The 19,215-nt window shown below is 71.3% G+C and carries 14 protein-coding genes; 5 read left to right on the top strand and 9 right to left on the bottom strand.

The window, feature by feature from the left end; genetic code table 11:
- Positions 1 to 11 precede the first annotated feature (11 nt).
- On the top strand, positions 12 to 1,331 hold the full coding sequence (locus ITJ56_RS01955; protein ID WP_194627013.1) for a GNAT family N-acetyltransferase: 1,320 nt from the start codon (positions 12 to 14) through the stop codon (positions 1,329 to 1,331).
- A 142-nt stretch (positions 1,332 to 1,473) separates the two neighbouring features.
- On the opposite strand, the gene ITJ56_RS01950 is transcribed toward ITJ56_RS01955, so the two are convergent.
- The 9 genes from ITJ56_RS01950 to ITJ56_RS01910 all read right to left on the bottom strand — a co-directional run bounded on the left by ITJ56_RS01950 (position 1,474) and on the right by ITJ56_RS01910 (position 13,741).
- Positions 1,474 to 2,478, bottom strand: coding sequence for an ABC transporter permease (locus ITJ56_RS01950; protein ID WP_194627011.1), 1,005 nt, complete (start codon positions 2,476 to 2,478; stop codon positions 1,474 to 1,476).
- Positions 2,475 to 3,410, bottom strand: coding sequence for an ABC transporter permease (locus ITJ56_RS01945; RefSeq protein WP_194627008.1), 936 nt, complete (start codon positions 3,408 to 3,410; stop codon positions 2,475 to 2,477). Before ITJ56_RS01945 ends, ITJ56_RS01950 begins: the two co-directional genes overlap by 4 nt.
- On the bottom strand, positions 3,407 to 5,167 hold the full coding sequence (locus tag ITJ56_RS01940) for a dipeptide ABC transporter ATP-binding protein (protein WP_194627006.1): 1,761 nt from the start codon (positions 5,165 to 5,167) through the stop codon (positions 3,407 to 3,409). The genes ITJ56_RS01945 and ITJ56_RS01940 overlap by 4 nt, the downstream gene beginning before the upstream one ends.
- A complete protein-coding gene (locus ITJ56_RS01935) occupies positions 5,164 to 6,831 on the bottom strand; it encodes an ABC transporter substrate-binding protein (protein WP_194627004.1) in 1,668 nt (555 codons plus the stop codon). Before ITJ56_RS01935 ends, ITJ56_RS01940 begins: the two co-directional genes overlap by 4 nt.
- Before the next feature lie 312 nt (positions 6,832 to 7,143).
- Entirely contained in the window at positions 7,144 to 8,418 is a 1,275-nt protein-coding gene (locus tag ITJ56_RS01930) for a D-arabinono-1,4-lactone oxidase (RefSeq protein WP_194627002.1), read from the bottom strand.
- A gap of 18 nt (positions 8,419 to 8,436) precedes the next feature.
- Entirely contained in the window at positions 8,437 to 9,957 is a 1,521-nt protein-coding gene (araA, locus tag ITJ56_RS01925; RefSeq protein ID WP_194626992.1) for an L-arabinose isomerase, read from the bottom strand.
- Positions 9,954 to 10,664, bottom strand: a complete 711-nt coding sequence (locus tag ITJ56_RS01920) for an L-ribulose-5-phosphate 4-epimerase (RefSeq protein WP_194626990.1) — start codon at positions 10,662 to 10,664, stop codon at positions 9,954 to 9,956. The genes araA and ITJ56_RS01920 overlap by 4 nt, the downstream gene beginning before the upstream one ends.
- Entirely contained in the window at positions 10,661 to 12,403 is a 1,743-nt protein-coding gene (locus ITJ56_RS01915; RefSeq protein WP_194626988.1) for a xylulokinase, read from the bottom strand. The genes ITJ56_RS01920 and ITJ56_RS01915 overlap by 4 nt, the downstream gene beginning before the upstream one ends.
- Positions 12,404 to 12,742: 339 nt before the next feature.
- Positions 12,743 to 13,741, bottom strand: a complete 999-nt coding sequence (locus ITJ56_RS01910) for a LacI family DNA-binding transcriptional regulator (RefSeq protein ID WP_194626986.1) — start codon at positions 13,739 to 13,741, stop codon at positions 12,743 to 12,745.
- A gap of 166 nt (positions 13,742 to 13,907) precedes the next feature.
- On the opposite strand from ITJ56_RS01910, the gene ITJ56_RS18215 reads away from it, so the two are divergent.
- Genes ITJ56_RS18215 through ITJ56_RS01895 form a run of 4 tightly spaced genes read left to right on the top strand, consistent with a single transcriptional unit; the run spans position 13,908 to position 19,183 of the window.
- The gene (locus ITJ56_RS18215; protein ID WP_228516917.1) at positions 13,908 to 15,893 is read left to right on the top strand and encodes a glycoside hydrolase family 127 protein; all 1,986 of its coding nucleotides are present in this window, start codon (positions 13,908 to 13,910) and stop codon (positions 15,891 to 15,893) included.
- 4 nt (positions 15,894 to 15,897) lie between these two features.
- Positions 15,898 to 17,205 carry a sugar ABC transporter substrate-binding protein gene (locus ITJ56_RS01905; protein WP_323749693.1) on the top strand — a complete coding sequence of 436 codons (1,308 nt, stop codon included), beginning with the start codon at positions 15,898 to 15,900 and terminating at the stop codon, positions 17,203 to 17,205.
- 54 nt (positions 17,206 to 17,259) lie between these two features.
- Positions 17,260 to 18,225: a carbohydrate ABC transporter permease gene (locus ITJ56_RS01900; RefSeq protein WP_194626981.1), complete on the top strand. Its 966-nt coding sequence runs from the start codon at positions 17,260 to 17,262 to the stop codon at positions 18,223 to 18,225.
- A gap of 4 nt (positions 18,226 to 18,229) precedes the next feature.
- Positions 18,230 to 19,183, top strand: a complete 954-nt coding sequence (locus ITJ56_RS01895; protein WP_194626979.1) for a carbohydrate ABC transporter permease — start codon at positions 18,230 to 18,232, stop codon at positions 19,181 to 19,183.
- The last annotated feature ends 32 nt before the right edge of the window (positions 19,184 to 19,215 follow it).

Here is a 19,215-nt window from a genome sequence, read left to right as displayed (position 1 = left end):
AGTGTCGACGGGTGAGCAACGAGGCATTCGACGAACGCTACGAGCTGCGCGAGTTCGCGCCCGGGACGGACGACAAGGGGGCGCCGAACGCCGACACGGCAGCCTGGATGCAGGCCGTCGGGATGGGGTTCCACGAACCCTTCCCCGATGACGAGGGCGCAGCCCGCATGGTGTCGCACTTCATCGCCGACCAGGAGACGTTCCTCGGCGTGTACGCCCGCAAGCCCTTCCCGGGATCGGTCGACGAGTCGTGGCCTGCCGGCACGTTCACCTGGTTCCGCAAGGCGCTCAGCTGGGGCGACGGATCCTCCTTCGACACACAGGCCATCTCCGCCGTCACCGTCCGACCCACCGAGCGCCGCCGCGGCATCCTCCGCCGGATGATGACGCACGCGCTCGAGCGCGGCGTGGCCGAGGGCTACGCGATGGCGTCGCTCACCGCGTCCGAGGGCACCATCTACCGCCGCTTCGGCTTCGGCTGCGCGATCCGCGAACGCGCGGTGCACGTCCGCCGCGAGCGTGCACTCCCACTCCTGGCACCGACCTCGGGCGCCGTGTCCGTCGTCACGCCGCAGTGGCTCGCCGACGGCCCCGGCCAGGCCGTCTTCGACCGGTTCCACGCACGCACCCCCGGCTCCATGGTCCGAAACACCGGCACCTGGCCCGTCGCGTTCGGCCTGCTCGGGCACGACGGCCAGAAGACGAAGGACGTCCGCGCCGCGGTGCACCGGCCCGAGGGCTCCGACGAGCTCGACGGCTACGTGACCTGGCGGGTGAAGGAGAGCCACGGCACCGACACCACGATCGAGGTCGTCGACCTCGTCTACGCGAACGACCAGGCCTACACGGCCCTGTGGGAGTTCCTGCTCTCGATCGACCTGAACGACGTCGTCAAGTACAACCGCTCGCGCCTCGACGACCCGATCGTCGCAGCGCTCGGCGACAACCGCGCGTACGACGTCGACCACGAGGAAGACCACGTCTGGCTGCGCGTGCTCGATGTGCCGGCCGTGCTGCAATCGCGCCCGTTCGCCGTCGACGGGTCGCTCACGTTCGCGGTCACCGACGCGCTCGGGTTCACCACCGGCACGTACCGGCTCGACGTCCAGGAGGCCCGTGGCACCGTCACGCGTGTCGCCGACGACGCCGACGTGGCCGGTTCCGACGTCCAGCTCGACGTCGCGGAGCTCGGTGCACTGCTCATCGGGTCGGTCTCCCCGGTCACGTTGGCGGCGGCGGGGCTCGTCCGCGCTGCGGACCCGGCGTCGGTGGAGCTGCTCCGGGCGATGCTGCTGCCGCCGCGGACGCCGCACGGGATCACGTACTTCTGATCGAGGTCGCCCGCGTGGTGGCGTGCGTGCGGGCGGACCTCGCACCGTGCGAGGGCCGAGCGCTCTGGTGCGAGGTTCCGGATCCCGTGGCACGCGGACGAGTTCGCACCCAGTACGGAACCTCGCACCACACGAACGGGCCCTACGCCCGGCGCCGCACCCGGGGGTCGACGAACGCGTAGACCACGTCGACGATGACGTTCGCGGTCACGATCAGCAGCGCCGAGAACAGCGTGAAGCCGACGACGACCTGCAGGTCGAGCGTGTGCACCGCGTCGATGAGCAGCGCACCGAGGCCCTGCATCGAGAACACCTTCTCGGTGATGACCGCACCGCCGAGCAGGGAGCCGAGGTCGAGCCCGAACAGCGTCACCACGGGCAGGATCGCCGTCCGGAGTCCGTGCCGCACGACCACCTGGCGCTCGCGCAGTCCCTTGGCCCGAGCGGTCCGCACGAAGTCCTGCGACATCGACTCGAGCATCTCGCCGCGGGTCAGCCGGGCGTAGATCGCGGCACTGATGAACGCGAGCACGCACCACGGCAGGATCAGGTGGGTGAACCAGCCGACCGGGTCGTCAGTGAACGCCACGTACCCGCTCGTCGGCAGGATCCCGAGCACGAAGCCGAACAGCAGGATCCCGAGCAGGCCGACCAGGTACGCCGGCGCCGAGACCCCGGCGACCGCGACCGTCATCACGGCCCGGTCGACGAAGGTGCCGCGGCGCAGTGCCGAGACCGTCCCGCCGAAGACGCCGACGACGAGCCAGAGCACCGCGGCACCGACCGCGATCGAGGCGGTGACGGGCAGGCGCGCGAGGATCAACTCGGTGACGCTCTCGTGCAACTGGAACGAGTACCCGAAGCACGGCGCCGCGCACTCGATCACGCTGTTGCCGCTGCCGAAGGTCCGGCCGGCGAAGATCCCGGCCAGGTACGCGCCGAACTGCGCCAACCACGGCTTGTCGGTGCCGAGGAACGCCTGCACCTCACGCAGCCGGTCAGGCGTGCAGGGCTTGTCGCAGATCGCCCGCGCGGGGTTGGTCGGCAGCAGCATGAACAGTGCGTACGTGATCGCCGCGACGACGAGCAGCACGACCGCGGCCCCGAGCAGGCGGATCGCGAGGAACCGCAGGGTGGCGGCGTTCACGCGGTGCCCCCTCGCGGATCGAGGGCGTCGCGCAGGGCGTCGCCGAGCACGTTGAAGGCGAGGGTGATGAGGAACAGTGCGGCTCCGGGGAAGACGAGGTACATGGGGTCGGTCTGCACCCAGCCGATGGCGTCGCCGATGCTCCGCCCCCAGGACGGGGTCGGCGGGTTCACCCCGACGGCGAGGAACGACAGCGCGGCCTCGGCACCGATCATCGACGGGATCGAGATCGTCGCGTAGACGGTGATCGTCGCGGCGAGGTTCGGCAGCAGCTGCGTGCGGATGACGTGCCACCGGCCGGCACCCATCGCGGTGGACGCGACGACGTAGTTCCGGCTGACGAGCGACAGGGTCTGCCCCCGCACGACACGGGCCACGGCGGGCCAGCCGAAGAACCCGATGACGAGCACGACCAGGACGGGCTTCGGGAACGACGACGGCACGATCGCGGTGAGGGCGATCATGAACACGAGCGACGGGAACCCGAAGATCACGTCGACGACCCGCGAGAGCACCCGGTCGTACCACCCGCCGAAGAAGCCCGTCGTGACGCCGACGAGCACACCGATGACGATCGACACCAGGGTCGCCGCGAGTCCGATGCCGAGCGAGGTCCGCGCGCCGTACGTGACGATCGAGAACAGGTCGCGACCGGTCAGCGGCTCGACGCCGAACCAGTGTTCACCGCTGATGCCGCCGCCGGCACCCTTCGGCGCACCGAACGAGTTCAACGCGTCGATGTCGTACGCGTACGGGTCCTGCCCGGAGAGCTTCGCGATGAGCGGTGCCGCCACGGCCACCACCAGGAACACGGCGATGACGACCGCCGCGCCGACGGCCCAGCGGTCCTGTCGGACCCGCCGTACGACGGCTCGGAAGCCGGTCGTGCGCCCGGACGGTGCGACCGGTCGGTCGACCACGTTGGCCGTCACGAGGCCACTCCTTCCCACGCACGCCACGCCTCGCGGCGCGCAGCCTGTCGCACGGGGTCGGCGACGGGCGCAGCGGCGAGCAGCATGCGCGTGTAGTCCTGTTGCGGGTGGTCGAGCACCGCGTCGGTGCTCCCACGCTCGACGACACGACCGTCGCGGAGCACGATCACCTGATCGGCGAGCTGCCGGACGACCGCGAGGTCGTGGCTGATGAGCAGCATGCCGAACCCGAACTCCTGCTGCAACTCGGCCAGCAGGTCGAGCACGGCGGCCTGCACGGTCACGTCCAGCGCCGACGTCGGTTCGTCGGCGATCACGAGCGCCGGCCGCAGCGCCAGGGCACGGGCGACCGCGACACGCTGCCGCTGCCCGCCGGACAGCTGGTGCGGGAACCGCTCGCTCCATGACGGATCGAGCTGCACGGCGGCCAGCAGCTCACGGACCCGCTCGGCTCGGTCGGCGGCCGAGTCGGTGCCGTGCACGAGCAGCGGCTCGGCGATGCTCCACCCGATGGTCTGCCGCGGGTTGAGCGACGACGCCGGGTCCTGGAACACGATGCCGACACGGTTGCGGAGCTCGCGCAGCCGTCGGCCGCGGGCGGTGCGCAGGTCGCTGCCGTCCACCTCGACCGAGCCGGCGACGACGGGCACCAGGCCCGCGAGCGCCCGCCCGATCGTCGACTTGCCGGAACCGGATTCGCCGACCAGGCCGACGGTCCCGCCGGCGTGCAGGTCGAGGTCGATGCCGGACACGGTCGGCCCGCCTCGGCGCGAGTACCGCACGGCGACGTCGCGCAGGCGCGCGACGGGCGGCCGGGAGGCGCGACTCGCGTCCGCCTCGTCGCTCACCGCAGCGGTCTTCGCGCTGGGCGACACCTCACGCGCGCCCGGAGCCGTGAGCTGTCGTTGGGCGCGTGAGCCGGGCTCGCCGGCCCGGGCGTCCGGGTCCGCAGCCGGCGCTGCGGACGCGGGGCGGGCCTCCAGACTGGGGACGGCCGCGAGGAGCTCGCGCGTGTAGTCGGCGGTCGGGTGGGCGAAGACCTCGGCGACGGTCCCGTGCTCGACCGGGTCGCCGCGGCGCAGCACCAGCAGGTCGTCCGCGACGTCCGCCACGACGCCCATGTCGTGGGTGATGAGCAGCACGGCGAGGGAGCGGTCGCGGCACAGACGGCGCAGCAGGTCGAGGATGCCGGCCTGCACGGTGACGTCGAGCGCGGTCGTGGGCTCGTCGGCGAAGAGCGCGACCGGGTCACCGGCCAGGGCCATCGCGATCATCGCGCGCTGGAGCTGCCCGCCGGAGAGCTCGTGCGGGTAGGCCTTCCGGATGCGCTGCGGATCGGTCAGTCCGGCGTCGCGCAACAGCTCGTCGACGCGGGCCGTGACGCCAGCGCGGTCCAGGCCGGACGGGTGGGCGCGGACGGCCTCGGCGATCTGCGTGCCGATCGACAGGACGGGGGTGAACGAGTTCATCGGCTCCTGGAACACCACGCCGATGCCCGCGCCACGGACGGCGCGGACCGTCTCGACGGGGGCGCCGATGAGTTCCTCGCCCCGGAACCGGGCGCTGCCGGAGACCGAGGCCTGCGGCGGGAGCAGACCGAGCACGCTCATGGCGCTGACGGACTTGCCCGAGCCGGACTCCCCCACCAGGGCGAGGACCCGGCCGGGCGTCAGGTCGAAGGAGACGTGACGGACGACGGGCTCCGCGTCGCCGAACGCGACGCGGAGCCCCTCGACCTGCAGGATCGGATCGGTCACTGCTCGAGCGAGACCTTGAGGTAGTTCGGGTACGCGGGGAAGTCCGCGATCTGGAAGTTCTGCACGTTCGAACCGGCGAGGAACGACTGCTTCGCGTAGATCAGCGGCACGACCGGAGCGTCGGCCATGATCTTCTGGTCTGCCTCGGCCCAGAGCTTCTGGGCGTCGTCCTGGTCGACCGTGGAACTCGCCTTCGCGATGAGGGCGTCGACCTCCGGGTTGCTGTACTTCGAGACGTTGTAGCCGCCGCCACCGATCTGCGACGAGGCGTAGAGGGGCTGCAGATTGGCGTTCGCGCTCGGGAAGTCCGGCTGCCAGCTCGACAGCGACAGGTCGAAGTCGGTCCCGTTCGTGGTGGCCTGCGTGAAGGAGTCGTAGTCGAGCGGCTTGAGCGTCACCGTGATGCCGGCTCGCTTCAGCCCGGACTGCAGCGCCTGCGCCTGCGCGAGGTACGTCGGGTCGTTCTGCGTGACGAGGGTCAGCTTGAGGTCCTCGGCACCCGCCTCCTTCAGCAACTGCTTCGCCTTGTCGACGTCGCCGGTGGCCTTCGTCTCGTACAGGTCGTAGTCCTGCCGCCCGGCGATGCCCGCAGTGATGAGCGTCGACGCGTACGAACCGGCGATCGCACCGCCGGCGGCGATCCGGAAGGACTTGCGGTCGACCGCGTACTGCAGGGCCTGGCGGACCTTGAGGTCCTTCAGCTCACCACGCTGGGTGTTGATCGCCATGTACGAGATCGGGCCGGCCTTCGAGGTGGCCAGCCGCTCCTGCGCCGCCGGGTTGCTCCGCACCTGGTTCAGCTCCGCTGCCCCGAGGTAGATGGCCCCGAAGGAGTTCTTGGCGTCACCGTTGTCCGCGATGAGCGTCTGCGTCACCGTCGACGCGTCCTGGCTCTCCTTGAACACGATCTTCGACGGGCCCGCCGTGCGGACCTCGTCGGTCTTGGCGCTCCAGTTCTCGTTGCGGACGAGCGTGACCTGCGAGCCCTGCGTGTTCGACTGCACCTGGTACGGACCGGAGGCGACCGGCTTCAGGTCGTAGGCACCGGTGTCCTCGCCGTCACCCTCGGGCACCGGGGTGAACGCCGGCATCGACGCGAGCCAGGGCCAGTCGCCGTACGCGTCGTTCAGCTTGAAGACGATGGTCTTGTCGTTCGGGGTCTCGATGCTGTCGAGCGTCTTGCCGTCGAACGGACCCTCGTAGGCGTCACCACCCACCAGGAGCGACTTGTGGTAGCTCAGGCCACCGCTCAGGGTCGGCGCGAACGAGCGCTCGATGCCCCACTTGATGTCCTTCGTGGTGATCGGGGTGCCGTCCTGGAACTCGACCCCGTCCTTCAGCGTGTAGGTCCAGGTCTTGCCGCCGTCGCTCGAGACCCCGGTGTTGGTCGCGAGGTCCGGGACGACCTTCGCCGTCTTGCCCGGCTCGACGTCCCACGTGGTGAGCCGTCGGGCGACGAGGCCGAGCGACGTGATGCCCAGGCTCTGGCTGGTGGCGGGGTCGAGGTGGAACGAGGTCTGCGGCGTCAGGATGTTGAGCGTGCCGCCCTTGGCCGTGCCGTCAGCACCGTCGTCGGACGAGCCCCCACCCGAGCAGCCGGTCAGCACCAGGGCTGCTGCTGCGGCGACGGCCGCGGTGATCGTCAGGCGGTTGGGGCGTCTCATGACGGTGCTGCTCCTCGGGGGAAGGGGTCGCGACCTCGATGGCGGTCGCTGCGACGGCGGAACGGTTCACCCGCCGGGCGGCGTCCATCCTGACACCGCGACGGTGCCCCGTCCGAATCTCGCGCGCCTCGGACGACGCGCGACGAAACATTGCAAGCGCCGGACGCCGTCCCCCTATTCCCGATGCGTTCGCACAGAAGTGCGGCAGCTGCCGAAGAGCTGGTCACCCACGGTCGGTGGGTGGGCGCCCCCTGCGAGCTCGGTCTTGGTGCCAGCCCGCGAGCAGGATCAGGATCAGGATCAGGATCAGGATCAGGACAGGATGCGCGCCAGGAACGCGTTGCGGAACCGCCCCGTGGGGTCGAGGTCACGGGCGAGGGCAGCGAAGTCGGACAGCCGCGGGTACGCCTCGTGCAACCGCTCGGCACCGGCGGCGGACACCTTGCCCCAGTGCGGCCGGGGGTCGAACGGAGCGAGCACGTCCTCGATCCGCGCGACCGCCGCCGCCACGGCAGCGGCGTCCCGCCGGAACGTGAAGTGGATCCCGACCGACTGTCGGCCGGTCGACGGCGCGAGCCAGGCGCTGTCGGCGGCGATGGTCCGGACCTCGGCCGCGATGAGGATCGGGGCGAACAGGGCCTGCAGCGGCCGGAGTGCCTCCAGCGCCGCCGCCGCCGAGCCCGCGGGGATCAGGTACTCCGCCTGGATCTCGGCACCGGTCGACGGCGTGAACGAGGACCGGAAGTGCGGCAGCCGCTCCGCCCACGGCCCCGGGACGCCGCCCTGCTCGGTGACCCCGGCCGGGTCGTTCTCCCCCGGGTGCACCGGGCCGGTCGCCGCGCCGGCGCCGAGCGCGACCAGGTCGATCGACGGTGCGGGCTCGTCGACGCGGTGCTTCACCCAGACCTGCCGGGCGCCGCGGGCGTCGAACGACGTGAACATCGACACCGAGTAGGCGTCAGACATCACCTGCTCGAACTGCGACGCGACGCTCTGCCACGGCAGGTCGAGGTGCACCGTCGTGGCGACCTGGAACGTCGGCTCGATGGCCAGCTCCACCGCGGTGACGACCCCGAGCGCGCCGATGCCCACCCGGTGGGCGTCGAGCAACCCGTCCGGCGAGGACGCATCGACGTGCTCGAGGGATCCGGAGGCGCGGACGATGTCGAGCCCGACCACCGCCTGCGCGAGCGACGGGTTCCGGACGCCGGAGCCGTGCGTGCCCGTGGCGACGGCCCCGGCCGTGGAGATGTGCGGCAGGGACGCGAGGTTCCCGAGTGCCCAGCCACGGGCCTCCAGGCCGGCCGCCACCTGGCTGTGCGTCATGCCGGCGGCCACACGGACCACGCGCCGGGCCGTGTCGATGTCGAGCACGGGCGGCAGGTCGGCCAGCGAGACCTGGACCGCGTCGGTGTCGGCGATGGTGTTGAACGAGTGCCGCGAGCCGAGCGCCGTCAAGCGCGGCGTCGACGCGACGAGCTGCTGGAGCTCGTCCACCGACGTCGGGCGTGCCAGCGCCGAGGCGCGGTACGTGACGTTGCCCGCCCAGTTCGTCCGCGTGCGCTCGGCCGCGATCACATCGGTCATCGTGGGGTCCTGACTCCTCTAGAAGCCGCGGTCGAGACGGTGCCACGTCTGCTGGAGACGCAACTCGTCACGGAAGCCGCGGGCAGTGGTGTGCTCGTCGATCACCAGGAACTCGGTGCCGACCATGGTCGCGAAGTCCTCGACGACCTGCAGGCCGACCGCCGTGGTCATCACGGTGTGGTGCGCGGCACCGGCGGTGAGCCAGGCCTCGGCTGCGACCGGGAAGGACGGCCGGGGCTCCCAGACCGCGCGACCGACGGGCAGCTTCGGCAGGGCCTCGGTCGGGGGCACGACGTCGACGACGTTCGCGGTGAGGCGGAAGCCGTCCCGGGTGTCGGACAGTGCCACGACGACGGCCTCGCCCGAGTCGGCGGTGAAGACCAGGCGGACCGGGTCGTCCTTGCCGCCGATGCCGAGCGGGTGGATCTCCAGCGTCGGCTTGGTCGTGGTCAGCGTGGGCGAGACCTCGAGCATGTGCGCGCCGAGGATCTTCTCGGCCCCGGGCGTGAGGTCGTAGGTGTAGTCCTCCATCAGGCTCGCACCACCCGGCAGGCCCGCGCCGGCGACGTTCATCGCGCGGACGAGGACCGCGGTCTTCCAGTCGCCCTCGGCACCGAAGCCGTAGCCGTCGGCCATCAGGCGTTGCACGGCGAGGCCGGGCAGCTGCTTGAGGGAGCCGAGGTCCTCGAAGTTGGTGGTGAAGGCGGCGCTGCCGTTCTGCGCGAGCAGGGTGCGGAGGCCGATCTCGATGGCGGCGCCGTCGCGGAGCGCGCCTCTGCGCTCGCCACCCGCCTGCAGTTCCGGGACCAGGTCGTACGACGCGTCGTACGTGGCGACGAGTTCGTCCACCTCTTGTTCAGATGCGGCGGACACCGCTGCGGCCAGCTCGTTGACGGCCCACGTGTTGACCTGCACGCCGAGCTCGATCTCGGCCTCGGTCTTGTCGCCCTCGGTGACCGCGACGTAGCGCATGTTGTCGCCGAAGCGCGTCAACTTCAGCGACCGGACGGCGGCGGCGCCGGCGGCGGCACGGGTCCAGTTCGCGACGCGCTGCTGCACGCGGGGGTCCGAGACGTGCCCGACGGCCGTGGCGTGCCGGACACCGAGGCGCGCGAGGGCGTACCCGAACTCGCGGTCGCCGTGCGCGGCCTGGTTGAGGTTCATGAAGTCGAAGTCGATGTCCGCCCAGGGCAGCGTGACGTTCGCCTGCGTGTGCAGGTGCAGCAGCGGCTTGGTCAGGGCCTGCAGGCCGCCGATCCACATCTTCGCGGGGCTGAAGGTGTGCATCCAGGTGGTGACACCGATGACCCTGTCGTCCGCGCTGGCCTCGATGAGCGCGCGCCGGATGCCGTCGGCGTCCTTCAGGACGGGCTTCCAGACGAGCTTCACGGGCAGCGCCCCCGCGAGCGACTCGTGCACGGCACGGGACTGCTCCTCCACCTGGCGCAGGGTCTCCTCGCCGTAGAGCCCCTGGGAGCCGGTGAGGAACCAGACCTCGTAGCCCGCCAGGGTCTCGGTGGGGTCGACGGTGGTGCTCATCGCAGGGCTCCTTCGGGGTTCTGTCCGTAGACGTTCTGGTAGCGATCGAAGAGTCGATCGATGTCTGCTTGCGCGATGGCCCTCGGCTCACCGAGCTGCTTCGCGATGTGCACGGTGCGGGCGACGTCCTCGCACATCACGGCGGCCTTCACGGCGTCGCGGGCGTCGCGGCCGATCGTGAAGACGCCGTGGTTCTGCATCAGGACGGCGCGGGACCGGTGACCGCTGAGGGTCTCGACGATGCCGTGGCCGATCGAGTCGTCGCCGATGATCGCGAACGGGCCGACCGGGATCGGGCCGCCGAACTCGTCCGCCATCGCCGTGATCACGCACGGGATGGGTTGCGCTCGTGCGGCCCACGCCGTCGCGTACGTCGAGTGGGTGTGCACAACGCCGCCGACCTCTGGCATGTTCCGGTACACGTAGGCGTGCGCAGCGGTGTCGCTGGACGGGCCGTGCTCGTTGCCCCAGCCGTCGGCCGCCACACCGTCGAGCGTGCAGACGACCTGGTTCTCGGGCGTCAGGTCGTCGCTCGACACCCCGCTCGGCTTGATGACGAACAGGTCCGTGCCCGGAACGCGCTCGGAGACGTTGCCGCCGGTCCAGATCACCAGGCCGTAGCGGACGAGTTCGCCGTGCAGGCGCGCGACGCGCTCCCGCGTCGTCGCCACCGCCTGACGCGTGGTCTCGTCGATTGCGTCCGTCATCGGATCACTTCCTTCTCGGTCGTGTCGGCCGCGTCGGCCGCGTCGGTCGTCTCGGCCTGGAGGCGCGGGTCGGCGCCGTCGATCTGCTCGGTCGGGTGCGTGGTCGCGCTGGGGCGGGACGCCGCCGCGGCGACGTCCTGCACGGGCAGCGCGGCCCGGTAGCGCTCCAGGTACGCCTGGAACCCGGCGACGTCGGTCGGCTCGGGCTCGGCCACGTGCACGGCGTCCCCGCCGAACACGGTGTCCGACAGGTAGTCGGCGAGCTGCTGGTCAGTGTGCTCGAGGTAGGCGGCCAGGACGGCGATGCCCCAGGCGCCACCTTCACCGGCGGTCTCCTCGAGGGCGATCGGCACGCGGAGGGCCGCGGCGAGCAGCCGCTGCGGCGTGCCGGGCGTGCGGAACAGGCCGCCGTGCGCGGTCATCCGGTCCACCTCGACCTGTTCACCGTGCAGGACGTCCATGCCGATGGCCAGGGTCGCGAAGGCGCCGTGCACCTCGGAGCGCACGAGGTTGCCGAGGGTGAACCGGGCGCCGGGGGTGCGGAGCAGCAGGGGTCGGCCGTCCTCGACGTGGGTGACGGGTTCGCCGGCCAGGTAGTTGAAGGACAGCAGGCCACCGGCGTCGGCGTCCGTGTCGTCCGCGACGGCCTCGGCGAGGAGCGTGGCGTAGACGTCGTCGATGCCGACCGCGGTCGTGCCCGTTCGCTCGCTCGACGCCTCGGCGAAGCGGCCGAAGACGCGCGCCCAGCTCGCGATCTCGCTCGCGCCGTTGTTGCAGTGCACCATCGCCACGGTGTCGCCGGCCGGGGTGGTCACGACGTCGAGTTCCTCGTGGGCGGTGGTGAGCGGCTGCTCGAGCACGACCATCGCGAAGATGCTCGTGCCGACGCTGACGTTGCCGGTGCGGGGCGCGACGGCGTTCGTCGCCACCATGCCGGTGCCGGCGTCGCCCTCCGGCGGGCAGAGCGGTGCGCCGGGTTCGAGCGTGCCGGTGGGGTCGAGCCACGCGGCGCCATCGGCGGTGAGCTCGCCGGCCTCGGCGCCTGCGACGAGGACCTCGGGCAGCAGCGAGCGGAGGTGCGGCAGCCCGATCAGGTCCTGCGCGGTGGCGAGCATGGCGTGGTCGAAGTCCTTCGCGCCCGGGTCACCGGGGCCGCTGTCGACGGGGCCGCCCTCGATCGGGAACATGCCGCTCGCGTCGCCGACACCCAGGACGTTCCGTCCGGTCAGGCGACGGTGCACGTAGCCCGCCAGGGTCGTGAAGCCGGCGATGTCGGCAAGGTGGGGTTCGTCGTCGAGGACCGCCTGGTACAGGTGCGCGATCGACCACCGGAGCGGGATGTTGAACCCGAGGGCGGCGCTGAGCCGTTCCGCCGCAGGGCCGGTCGAGGTGTTGCGCCAGGTGCGGAACGGGACGAGCAGCTCGCCGTCGGCGTCGAAGGCCAGGTAGCCGTGCATCATCGCGCTCACGCCGACCGCGCGGTAGGTCGTCGGGCGGACGCCGTACTGCGATTCGACGTCGGCGACGAGGGCGGCGTACGCGGCGCGGAGCCCGGTCTCGACGGCCAGGAGCGAGTACGTCCACCGGCCGTCGACCAGCTCGTTCTCCCACTCGTGGGAACCGGCCGCGATCGGCACGAGGTCCTCGTCGACCAGGCAGGCCTTGATGCGGGTGGAGCCGAGCTCGATCCCGAGCGTGGTGCGGCCGTCCACGATCCGCTGTCGGCGGTCGTCGCCCATGCGTTCCTCCAGAACCTCGTCGTCCTCAGTGAGCGCTCACATCCTGGCACGTGAGCGCTCACGCACGCAACGCTGCGGCGCGCCGAGGTCGCACGACACGCCGCGGCCCGTCCGCCGGGGTCGGACGAACTGTCGCCCCGGAGCGCGCCGCGCGGCTCCTTCTGCGACCCCGGCGGATGGCGCGCGGCAGGTCATGCGACTTCAACCAGCACGATCGGGGTCGCACAACACGCCGGCGGGTATCCGCCGGGGTCGCAGGAACTGCCGCCCGACGGTGCATCGTGCGGCAGTTCGCGCGATCTCCCCGGGCCCGCGGCCAACGGGAGCGCCCGCACGCGACTAGGCGCCGAGGGTGCTCTCGCGGATCACGAGCGACGGGGTGACCGACGCGGACGCCGCCGTCCCGCCGTCGATCAGGGCGAGCAGCGCCTGCCCCGCCACGCGCCCGAGCTCCTCGAGCCGCAGGTCCACCGTGGTCAGCGGCGGCCTCGAGGCGAGCGCCATCACGTCCCAGTCGTCGAACCCGCTGACCGCGACGTCGCCGGGTACGGATCGCCCGAGCTCGCGCAGCCGGTCGCACACCCCGCGGGCGATCTGGTCGCTGCCGCACACGATCGCGTCGACGTCGGGCGACTCCCGCGCGAGCACGTCGACGGCCTGCCGCCCCCAGCGCTCCGACCACTCGCCGTACAGCGGCGGGCTCGCCACCAGCGGCCCCAGCACCGACGTCGCCCCGGACACGCGGCGCACGGCCGACTGGTGTCGAGCGGGCCCGGTCACGATGGCGACCCGCTGCCGACCGAGCGAGCGCACGTGCGACGCGACGAGCGCCGAACCGGCCGCGTCGTCGAGGGTGATCGACACGTCGGCGGGGTCGGTCGACGGCGTGAAGGCGTACACGACCGGGATCGACACGTCGATCGGGGGTCGGGCATCGGCCGATCGACCGGTGACGATGATGCCGTCGACACCGCGGGCCGCCAGGGAGCGCAGGTAGTGGGCCTCGCGCACGTGGTCATCGCGGGTGTCGCACAGCAGCACGGCCATCTGCCCGGCGGACAGGGCGTCCTCGGCACCGAGCAGCACCGGGATCGAGAACCGGCCGAACGAGTCAGTGGTGATCATGCCGACGGTGTAGGTCCGCCCCGAGGACAGCGCCCGTGCGCGGGCATCGCCGACGAAGCCGAGCTTCTCGGCGGCCTCCTTCACCCGCAGGCGCGTGGCGTCACGCAGCTGGCCGGTGCCGTTCAGTGCCTTGGACGCGGTGCCGATCGACACACCGGCGAGCGCCGCCACGTCGGTGATCCGGATCGGCTGTCCGGTGCGTTCGAGCGTCACGGCAACCACCTTTCCGACGACTGGAAACTGACCATGACTATACGCAGGCGGGCGACGGGGCCCTTGCGCATGGTGCGACGCGTGTCGTAACGTCCTCCGCAGAAACCGTTTTCCGGACGGCACGACCCCAGCGGAACGGTTCCCCGTCACATCGCAAGGAGGCGACATGACCACCACGCTCGCAACGGATCGCGGCGCACACACCGCGACCCCGGTCCTCCCGACCGCCGACGCGCACCTCACGCTCCGGCCGCTGCCGACCGGCGACGCCCGGATCACGGGCGGCTTCTGGGCGCTCCGGCAGGAGCGCAACGGGCGCGACGCCGTCCGCAGCGGCTACCAGCAGCTCGACGCGGCCGGCAACTTCCGGAACCTGCGCATCGCCGCGGGGCTCGAGGAGGGCGAGGCCGTCGGCCCGATCTTCATGGACTCCGACGTGACCAAGTGGCTCGAGGCCGTGGCGTGGGAGTACGGCCGCGCCCCCGCCGAGGACCTGCTCGACCTGCAGCGCGAGGTCACGGCCCTGTACGCACAGGCACAGGCCGACGACGGCTACCTCGACTCCGTGCAGCAGGTCCGCGGGAAGGGCGAGCGGTACACCGACCTCAAGTGGAGCCACGAGATGTACTGCGCCGGGCACCTGTACCAGGCGGCCGTCGCACAGCACCGTGCCACCGGCGACACCGGCCTGCTCGACGTCGCGATCAAGAACGCGGACCACCTGGTGCGGACGTTCGGCGACGGCCCCGGCAAGACCCGCGACATCGACGGCCACCCCGTGGTCGAGATGGGTCTGGTCGAGCTGTACCGCGAGACCGGCAACCGCGACTACCTCGACCTGGCGCACTGGTTCGTCGACGCCCGCGGGCACGGGATCATCGAGCGTGCGGGCGGCGAACCGACGTACTTCTCCGACCGCGTGCCGACCCGGCAGGCCACGACCGTCGAGGGCCACGCCGTCCGCGCCGTGTACCTGGCGGCGGGTGCGGTCGACGTCGCGATCGAGACCGGCGACGTCGAGCTGCTGGCCGCGAGCGAGCGCCAGTTCGCCGACATGATGGCGACCAAGGCGTTCATCACCGGTGGCCTCGGAGCGCGCTGGGACTGGGAGGCGTTCGGCGACCCGTACGAGCTGCCGACCGACCGCGGCTACGCCGAGACCTGCGCGGCCATCGGCGGGGTGCAGTGGGCCTGGCGCCTGCTGCTCGCCACGGGCAAGCCCGTCTACGCGGACACGATCGAGCGACTGCTGTACAACGCGTTCCTCGCCGGGGTGAGCCTGGCCGGCACCGAGTACTTCTACGTCAACCCGCTGCAGCAGCGCGACCACGCGCACCAGGACGAGAACCGCTCCCCCGCGCACGGCCGCCGCGGCTGGTTCGACTGCGCCTGCTGCCCGCCAAACATCATGCGGACGTTCGCCAGTCTGGACGGCTACCTGGCGACGGCGACCGACGGCGGCCTGCAGATCCACCAGTACGCCACCGCCTCGCTCGGGAGCGTCGACGTCACGACGGACTACCCGCACGACGGCCGCGTGGTCGTCACGGTCACCGAGGACGGCCCGCTCGCCCTGGGACTGCGGATCCCGGCCTGGTCGGACACCACGACCGTCACGGGTCCCGACGGGTCGGCGAACCCGACGGCGGGCACCCTGCACGTCATCGACCGCGAGTGGTCGGCCGGGGACACCGTCGAGCTCGTCTTCGACACGACGCCGCACCGGTACGTCGCCGACACCCGCATCGACGCCGCCCGCGGGCAGGTCGCCATCGAGCGCGGTCCGCTCGTGTACGCGGTCGAGCAGGCGGACCAGCAGGGCTTCACGGTCGACGACCTGACGGTCGACGCCGACGCGCCGATCACCGAGGAGCGCCGCGACGACCTGCTCGACGGCGTGGTCACGCTGCGGATCCGCGGGCACGCGCCGGCCGAGCACGAGCAGCCGGCCTGGCCGTACCAGCGGCTGGACGGGCCGGGAGGCGCGACCACCGCCCGCGATGCGACCAGTGTCGACGACGTGGCCGGTCCTGCGGACGCCACCACGGGCCTCCAGGCCGGTCACGACGTCACCGCGACCGCGGTCCCGTACTACGCGTGGGCGAACCGGGGAGCCGCGCCGATGCGCGTCTGGCTCCCCCTGGCGCGGTGACCTCGTGGACCGCAGAGCGTTCCTCGTCGGCGGTGTCGCCGGCGGGGCGGCCCTCGCCCTGGCCGGGTGCTCCGGCACCCTGCCGAAGGTCGTCGCGAAGCCCGCGAGCTTCGGGAAGGACGCGACCGGCACCGTGCAGGTCTGGTGCCGGTCCGCGACCCAGGCGGGCCTGACCTCGGCCGTCGCGGGGTTCAACAAGGCGAACCCCGCGTTGCAGGTCCAGCTCACGCCGGTGCCGGACGCGCAGTACGTCACGAAGCTCGCGACCGCGATCCGCGGCGGTGAGCCGCCGGACGTCGTGGACATCGACGACATCAACTCGCAGCTCTTCATCTTCCGCGAGGCGTTCGCCGACCTGACCGACGTCGTCACGGGCCTCGACTACTTCGACGCGATCTCCCCCGGGCACCTGCGGCTGCTCGAGTACCGCGATCGGTACTACGGACTGCCGTACCTGGCGGACAACTCGCAGCTGTTCGTCAACACGGAGCTGTTCGACAAGGCCGGCCTCGACGTCGAGGACTCCACGAAGGACCTCGACTCGCTGCTGGCAGCGGCGAAGGCGATCCGGAAGACCGGCGACGACGTGTACGGCTGGTCGATCTCCGGCAACGCCGCGGGCATCATCGGCTTCGTGACGCAGCCGCACGTGTGGGCGACCGGCGTCGACATGATGTCCGGCGAGGTCGGCAAGCAGACGGCGAACATCACCGGCAACGAGGCCCTGGAGCGGATGCTCGAGTTCTACCGGAAGCTCTGGAAGGACGGCGTGCTGTCGAAGGCGACGTACTCCGACGCCGGCACCACGTGGGGCGCCGACTTCCGGGCCGGCAAGGTCGGCATCTTCCCGACGTCGTACGGGGCCACCGTGCCCGCCGCGACGAAGGCGATGCGGGCGAAGATGCAGACCGTCCTCATCCCGTCGTGGGACGGCAAGCGGTCGTTCTTCGACGGCGGCGACAACATGTGCATCCCGAACGGGGCGGCCAACCCGTCCGGGGGCTGGGCGTTCATGCAGTACGCGAACGCGCTCCAGCAGCAGCAGGCGCTGCCGGACGGCGGGTACTTCCCGACCCGGTCGGACGCGGCCACCCCGGCGTACCGGAAGCGGTTCCCCCTGGCGTACGGCCCGCTCGACGCCCTCGAGAAGGGCTACGCGCCGCAGACGCTGGCGTACAACCTGCTCGTCAACCAGCCCTCGTCGCCGTACTTCGCGATGTTCCGTCAGGCCGTGTTCGGGTCGGGGAGCGCCGCCGCCATGCGGACGGCGCAGTCCGACTACCAGCGCATCCTCGACCAGGTGCAGGCCTGAGCCGCTGCCCTTCCCGCTCGTCTCGCTCTTGTTGATGCACAGAGAGGTGCACGCATGTCGACCATCTCCACCCGGCGCCCAGCCGGTCGGACCGGCGCCGGCCGTTCGACCGTCGGTCGCGGTCCGGGCCGCGGCCCGGTCCGCTCCCGCAACTCGCTCACCCATCCGCCGCGCGCCGGCGCCGTGCTCGTCGCCCCGGCGATCCTGTTCGTCGCCGTCTTCGTGCTCGTCCCGCTCGTGTTCGCGCTCTACATCTCGTTCACGAACTGGCCGCTGATCGGTCCGTACCGGTTCATCGGACTGCAGAACTACCTGACGCTGTTCCAGGATCCGACGTTCGTGCACGCGATCGGTTACACGCTGCTGTACACGGCGATCGTGACCCTGCCGATCCTGGCGCTCGGGTACTTCCTGGCCGTGCTCGTCCGGGCTCGCCGCCGCGGCAGCACCGTGCTGCGGACGGTGTTCTTCCTGCCGTACGTGGTCGGGCTGACGACGCTCTCCTTCATGCTCGTGCTCGAGGCGCAGCCCAACTCCGGTGCCGTGAACATGGTGCTCCGCTGGCTCGGGATCACCGACGGCACCACCGCGTGGCTCGTGAACGGGCCGCTCGCGACCCTGCTCATCTGCGTCCTCGTGGTCTGGGCGGTGTCCGGGCTGACCATGGTGCTGCTCATGTCGGCGATGCAGGGCGTGCCCGACGAGGTCTACGAGTCGGCGCAACTCGAGGGGGCGTCGTGGTGGCAGACCGAACGCCTCATCACGTTCCCGATGATCCGCTCGACAGTCGCCCTGAGCGTCATCATCTCGGTGATCGGGTCGCTGCTCGCGTTCAACCAGTTCTACATCCTGACCCAGGGCGGGCCGGGCACCGAGACCACCACGATCGTGAACGCGATCTACAACCGCGGGTTCGTGAACCTGCAGCTCGGTGCCGCAACTGCCCAGTCGATCGCCCTCGTCGTCGTGATCGCCGCCGTGACGGTGTTCCAGTTCTGGGCACTGCGAGAGAAGGACTGACGCCATGAGCACCACGACCTCCCGTGCGGCCCTGCCGGCGCCGGACCTGTCCACGCGCACCCTGACCACCACCGGCGACGGCCGACGCCGACGCCACCAGCAGGGCAGCGTCCAGCACCCCCGCGACACCGCGGTCAAGCGCACCCTCTTCGCCATCGCCGGCATCGGCTCGGCACTGGTGTTCGGGGTCCCGCTGATCTGGGCGGTCCTGCGGGCGTTCCAGCCCGAGGCCGTCATCACCCAGGCACCGGACCCGGCGACGTTCTTCCAGCTCGGCTGGCAGAACTTCGCGGCCGTGTTCGCCTCGTCGTCGCACCTGCTCACCGGCGTGGTGAACTCGCTCATCGTGTCGATCGCCACGGCGGTGCTGACGGCGGTGATCGCCACGATGGCCGGCTACGGGTTCGCCCGCTTCCGGTTCCGCGGGTCCGGGCTCGTGTTCGGGCTCGTGCTGCTGACGATGATGGTGCCGTTCCAGGCGATCCTGACGCCGCTGTACCTCGAGCTGAACGCGATGGGGCTGACGAACTCGCTGCTCGGGCTCGTGCTGTTCTACACGACGGTGAACCTGCCGTTCGGGGTGTTCGTGATGCGGAACGCGTTCGAGTCGATCCCCACCGAGCTCGAGGACTCGGCCTTCGTCGACGGGGCCTCGCGCTTCCGGGTCGTCGTGTCGGTGCTCCGCCCGCTGCTCCTGCCCGGGGCGGCGACCGCGGCCCTGTACGCGTTCCTGGCCTCGTGGACGGAGTTCCTCGGAGCGCTGACGTTCCTGACGAAGGACTCGCTGTACACGCTGCCGGTCGCGCTGCTCAACCTGCAGACCGGGGCGTACGGGCAGGTCTCGTACGGCAACCTCGTCGCCGGTTCGGTGGTGGCGATGATCCCGTGCATCGCGCTGTACGTCGGGCTGCAGCGGTTCTACGTCGCGGGGCTGTCGTCCGGTGCGCTGAAGGGCTGACGGTCGGGTCAGCTCGGGGCCTGCCCCCTCGC

This window comes from Curtobacterium sp. VKM Ac-1376, from assembly GCF_015351025.1.
Classification (GTDB): Bacteria; Actinomycetota; Actinomycetes; order Actinomycetales; family Microbacteriaceae; genus Curtobacterium.
The sequence above is the reverse complement of the archived record's forward strand: the minus strand, read 5'-3'. Positions and strand labels throughout refer to the sequence as shown.

What these genes read in the sequence shown, in the direction of transcription:
- ITJ56_RS01935 (WP_194627004.1), bottom strand. Translation starts at nt 6,831, where the DNA reads ATGAGACGCCCCAACCGCCTGACGATCACCGCGGCCGTCGCCGCAGCA.
- ITJ56_RS01930 (WP_194627002.1), bottom strand. Translation starts at nt 8,418, where the DNA reads ATGACCGATGTGATCGCGGCCGAGCGCACGCGGACGAACTGGGCGGGC.
- araA (WP_194626992.1), bottom strand. Translation starts at nt 9,957, where the DNA reads ATGAGCACCACCGTCGACCCCACCGAGACCCTGGCGGGCTACGAGGTC.
- ITJ56_RS01920 (WP_194626990.1), bottom strand. Translation starts at nt 10,664, where the DNA reads ATGACGGACGCAATCGACGAGACCACGCGTCAGGCGGTGGCGACGACG.
- ITJ56_RS01915 (WP_194626988.1), bottom strand. Translation starts at nt 12,403, where the DNA reads ATGGGCGACGACCGCCGACAGCGGATCGTGGACGGCCGCACCACGCTC.
- ITJ56_RS18215 (WP_228516917.1), top strand. Translation starts at nt 13,908, where the DNA reads ATGACCACCACGCTCGCAACGGATCGCGGCGCACACACCGCGACCCCG.
- ITJ56_RS01900 (WP_194626981.1), top strand. Translation starts at nt 17,260, where the DNA reads ATGTCGACCATCTCCACCCGGCGCCCAGCCGGTCGGACCGGCGCCGGC.
- ITJ56_RS01895 (WP_194626979.1), top strand. Translation starts at nt 18,230, where the DNA reads ATGAGCACCACGACCTCCCGTGCGGCCCTGCCGGCGCCGGACCTGTCC.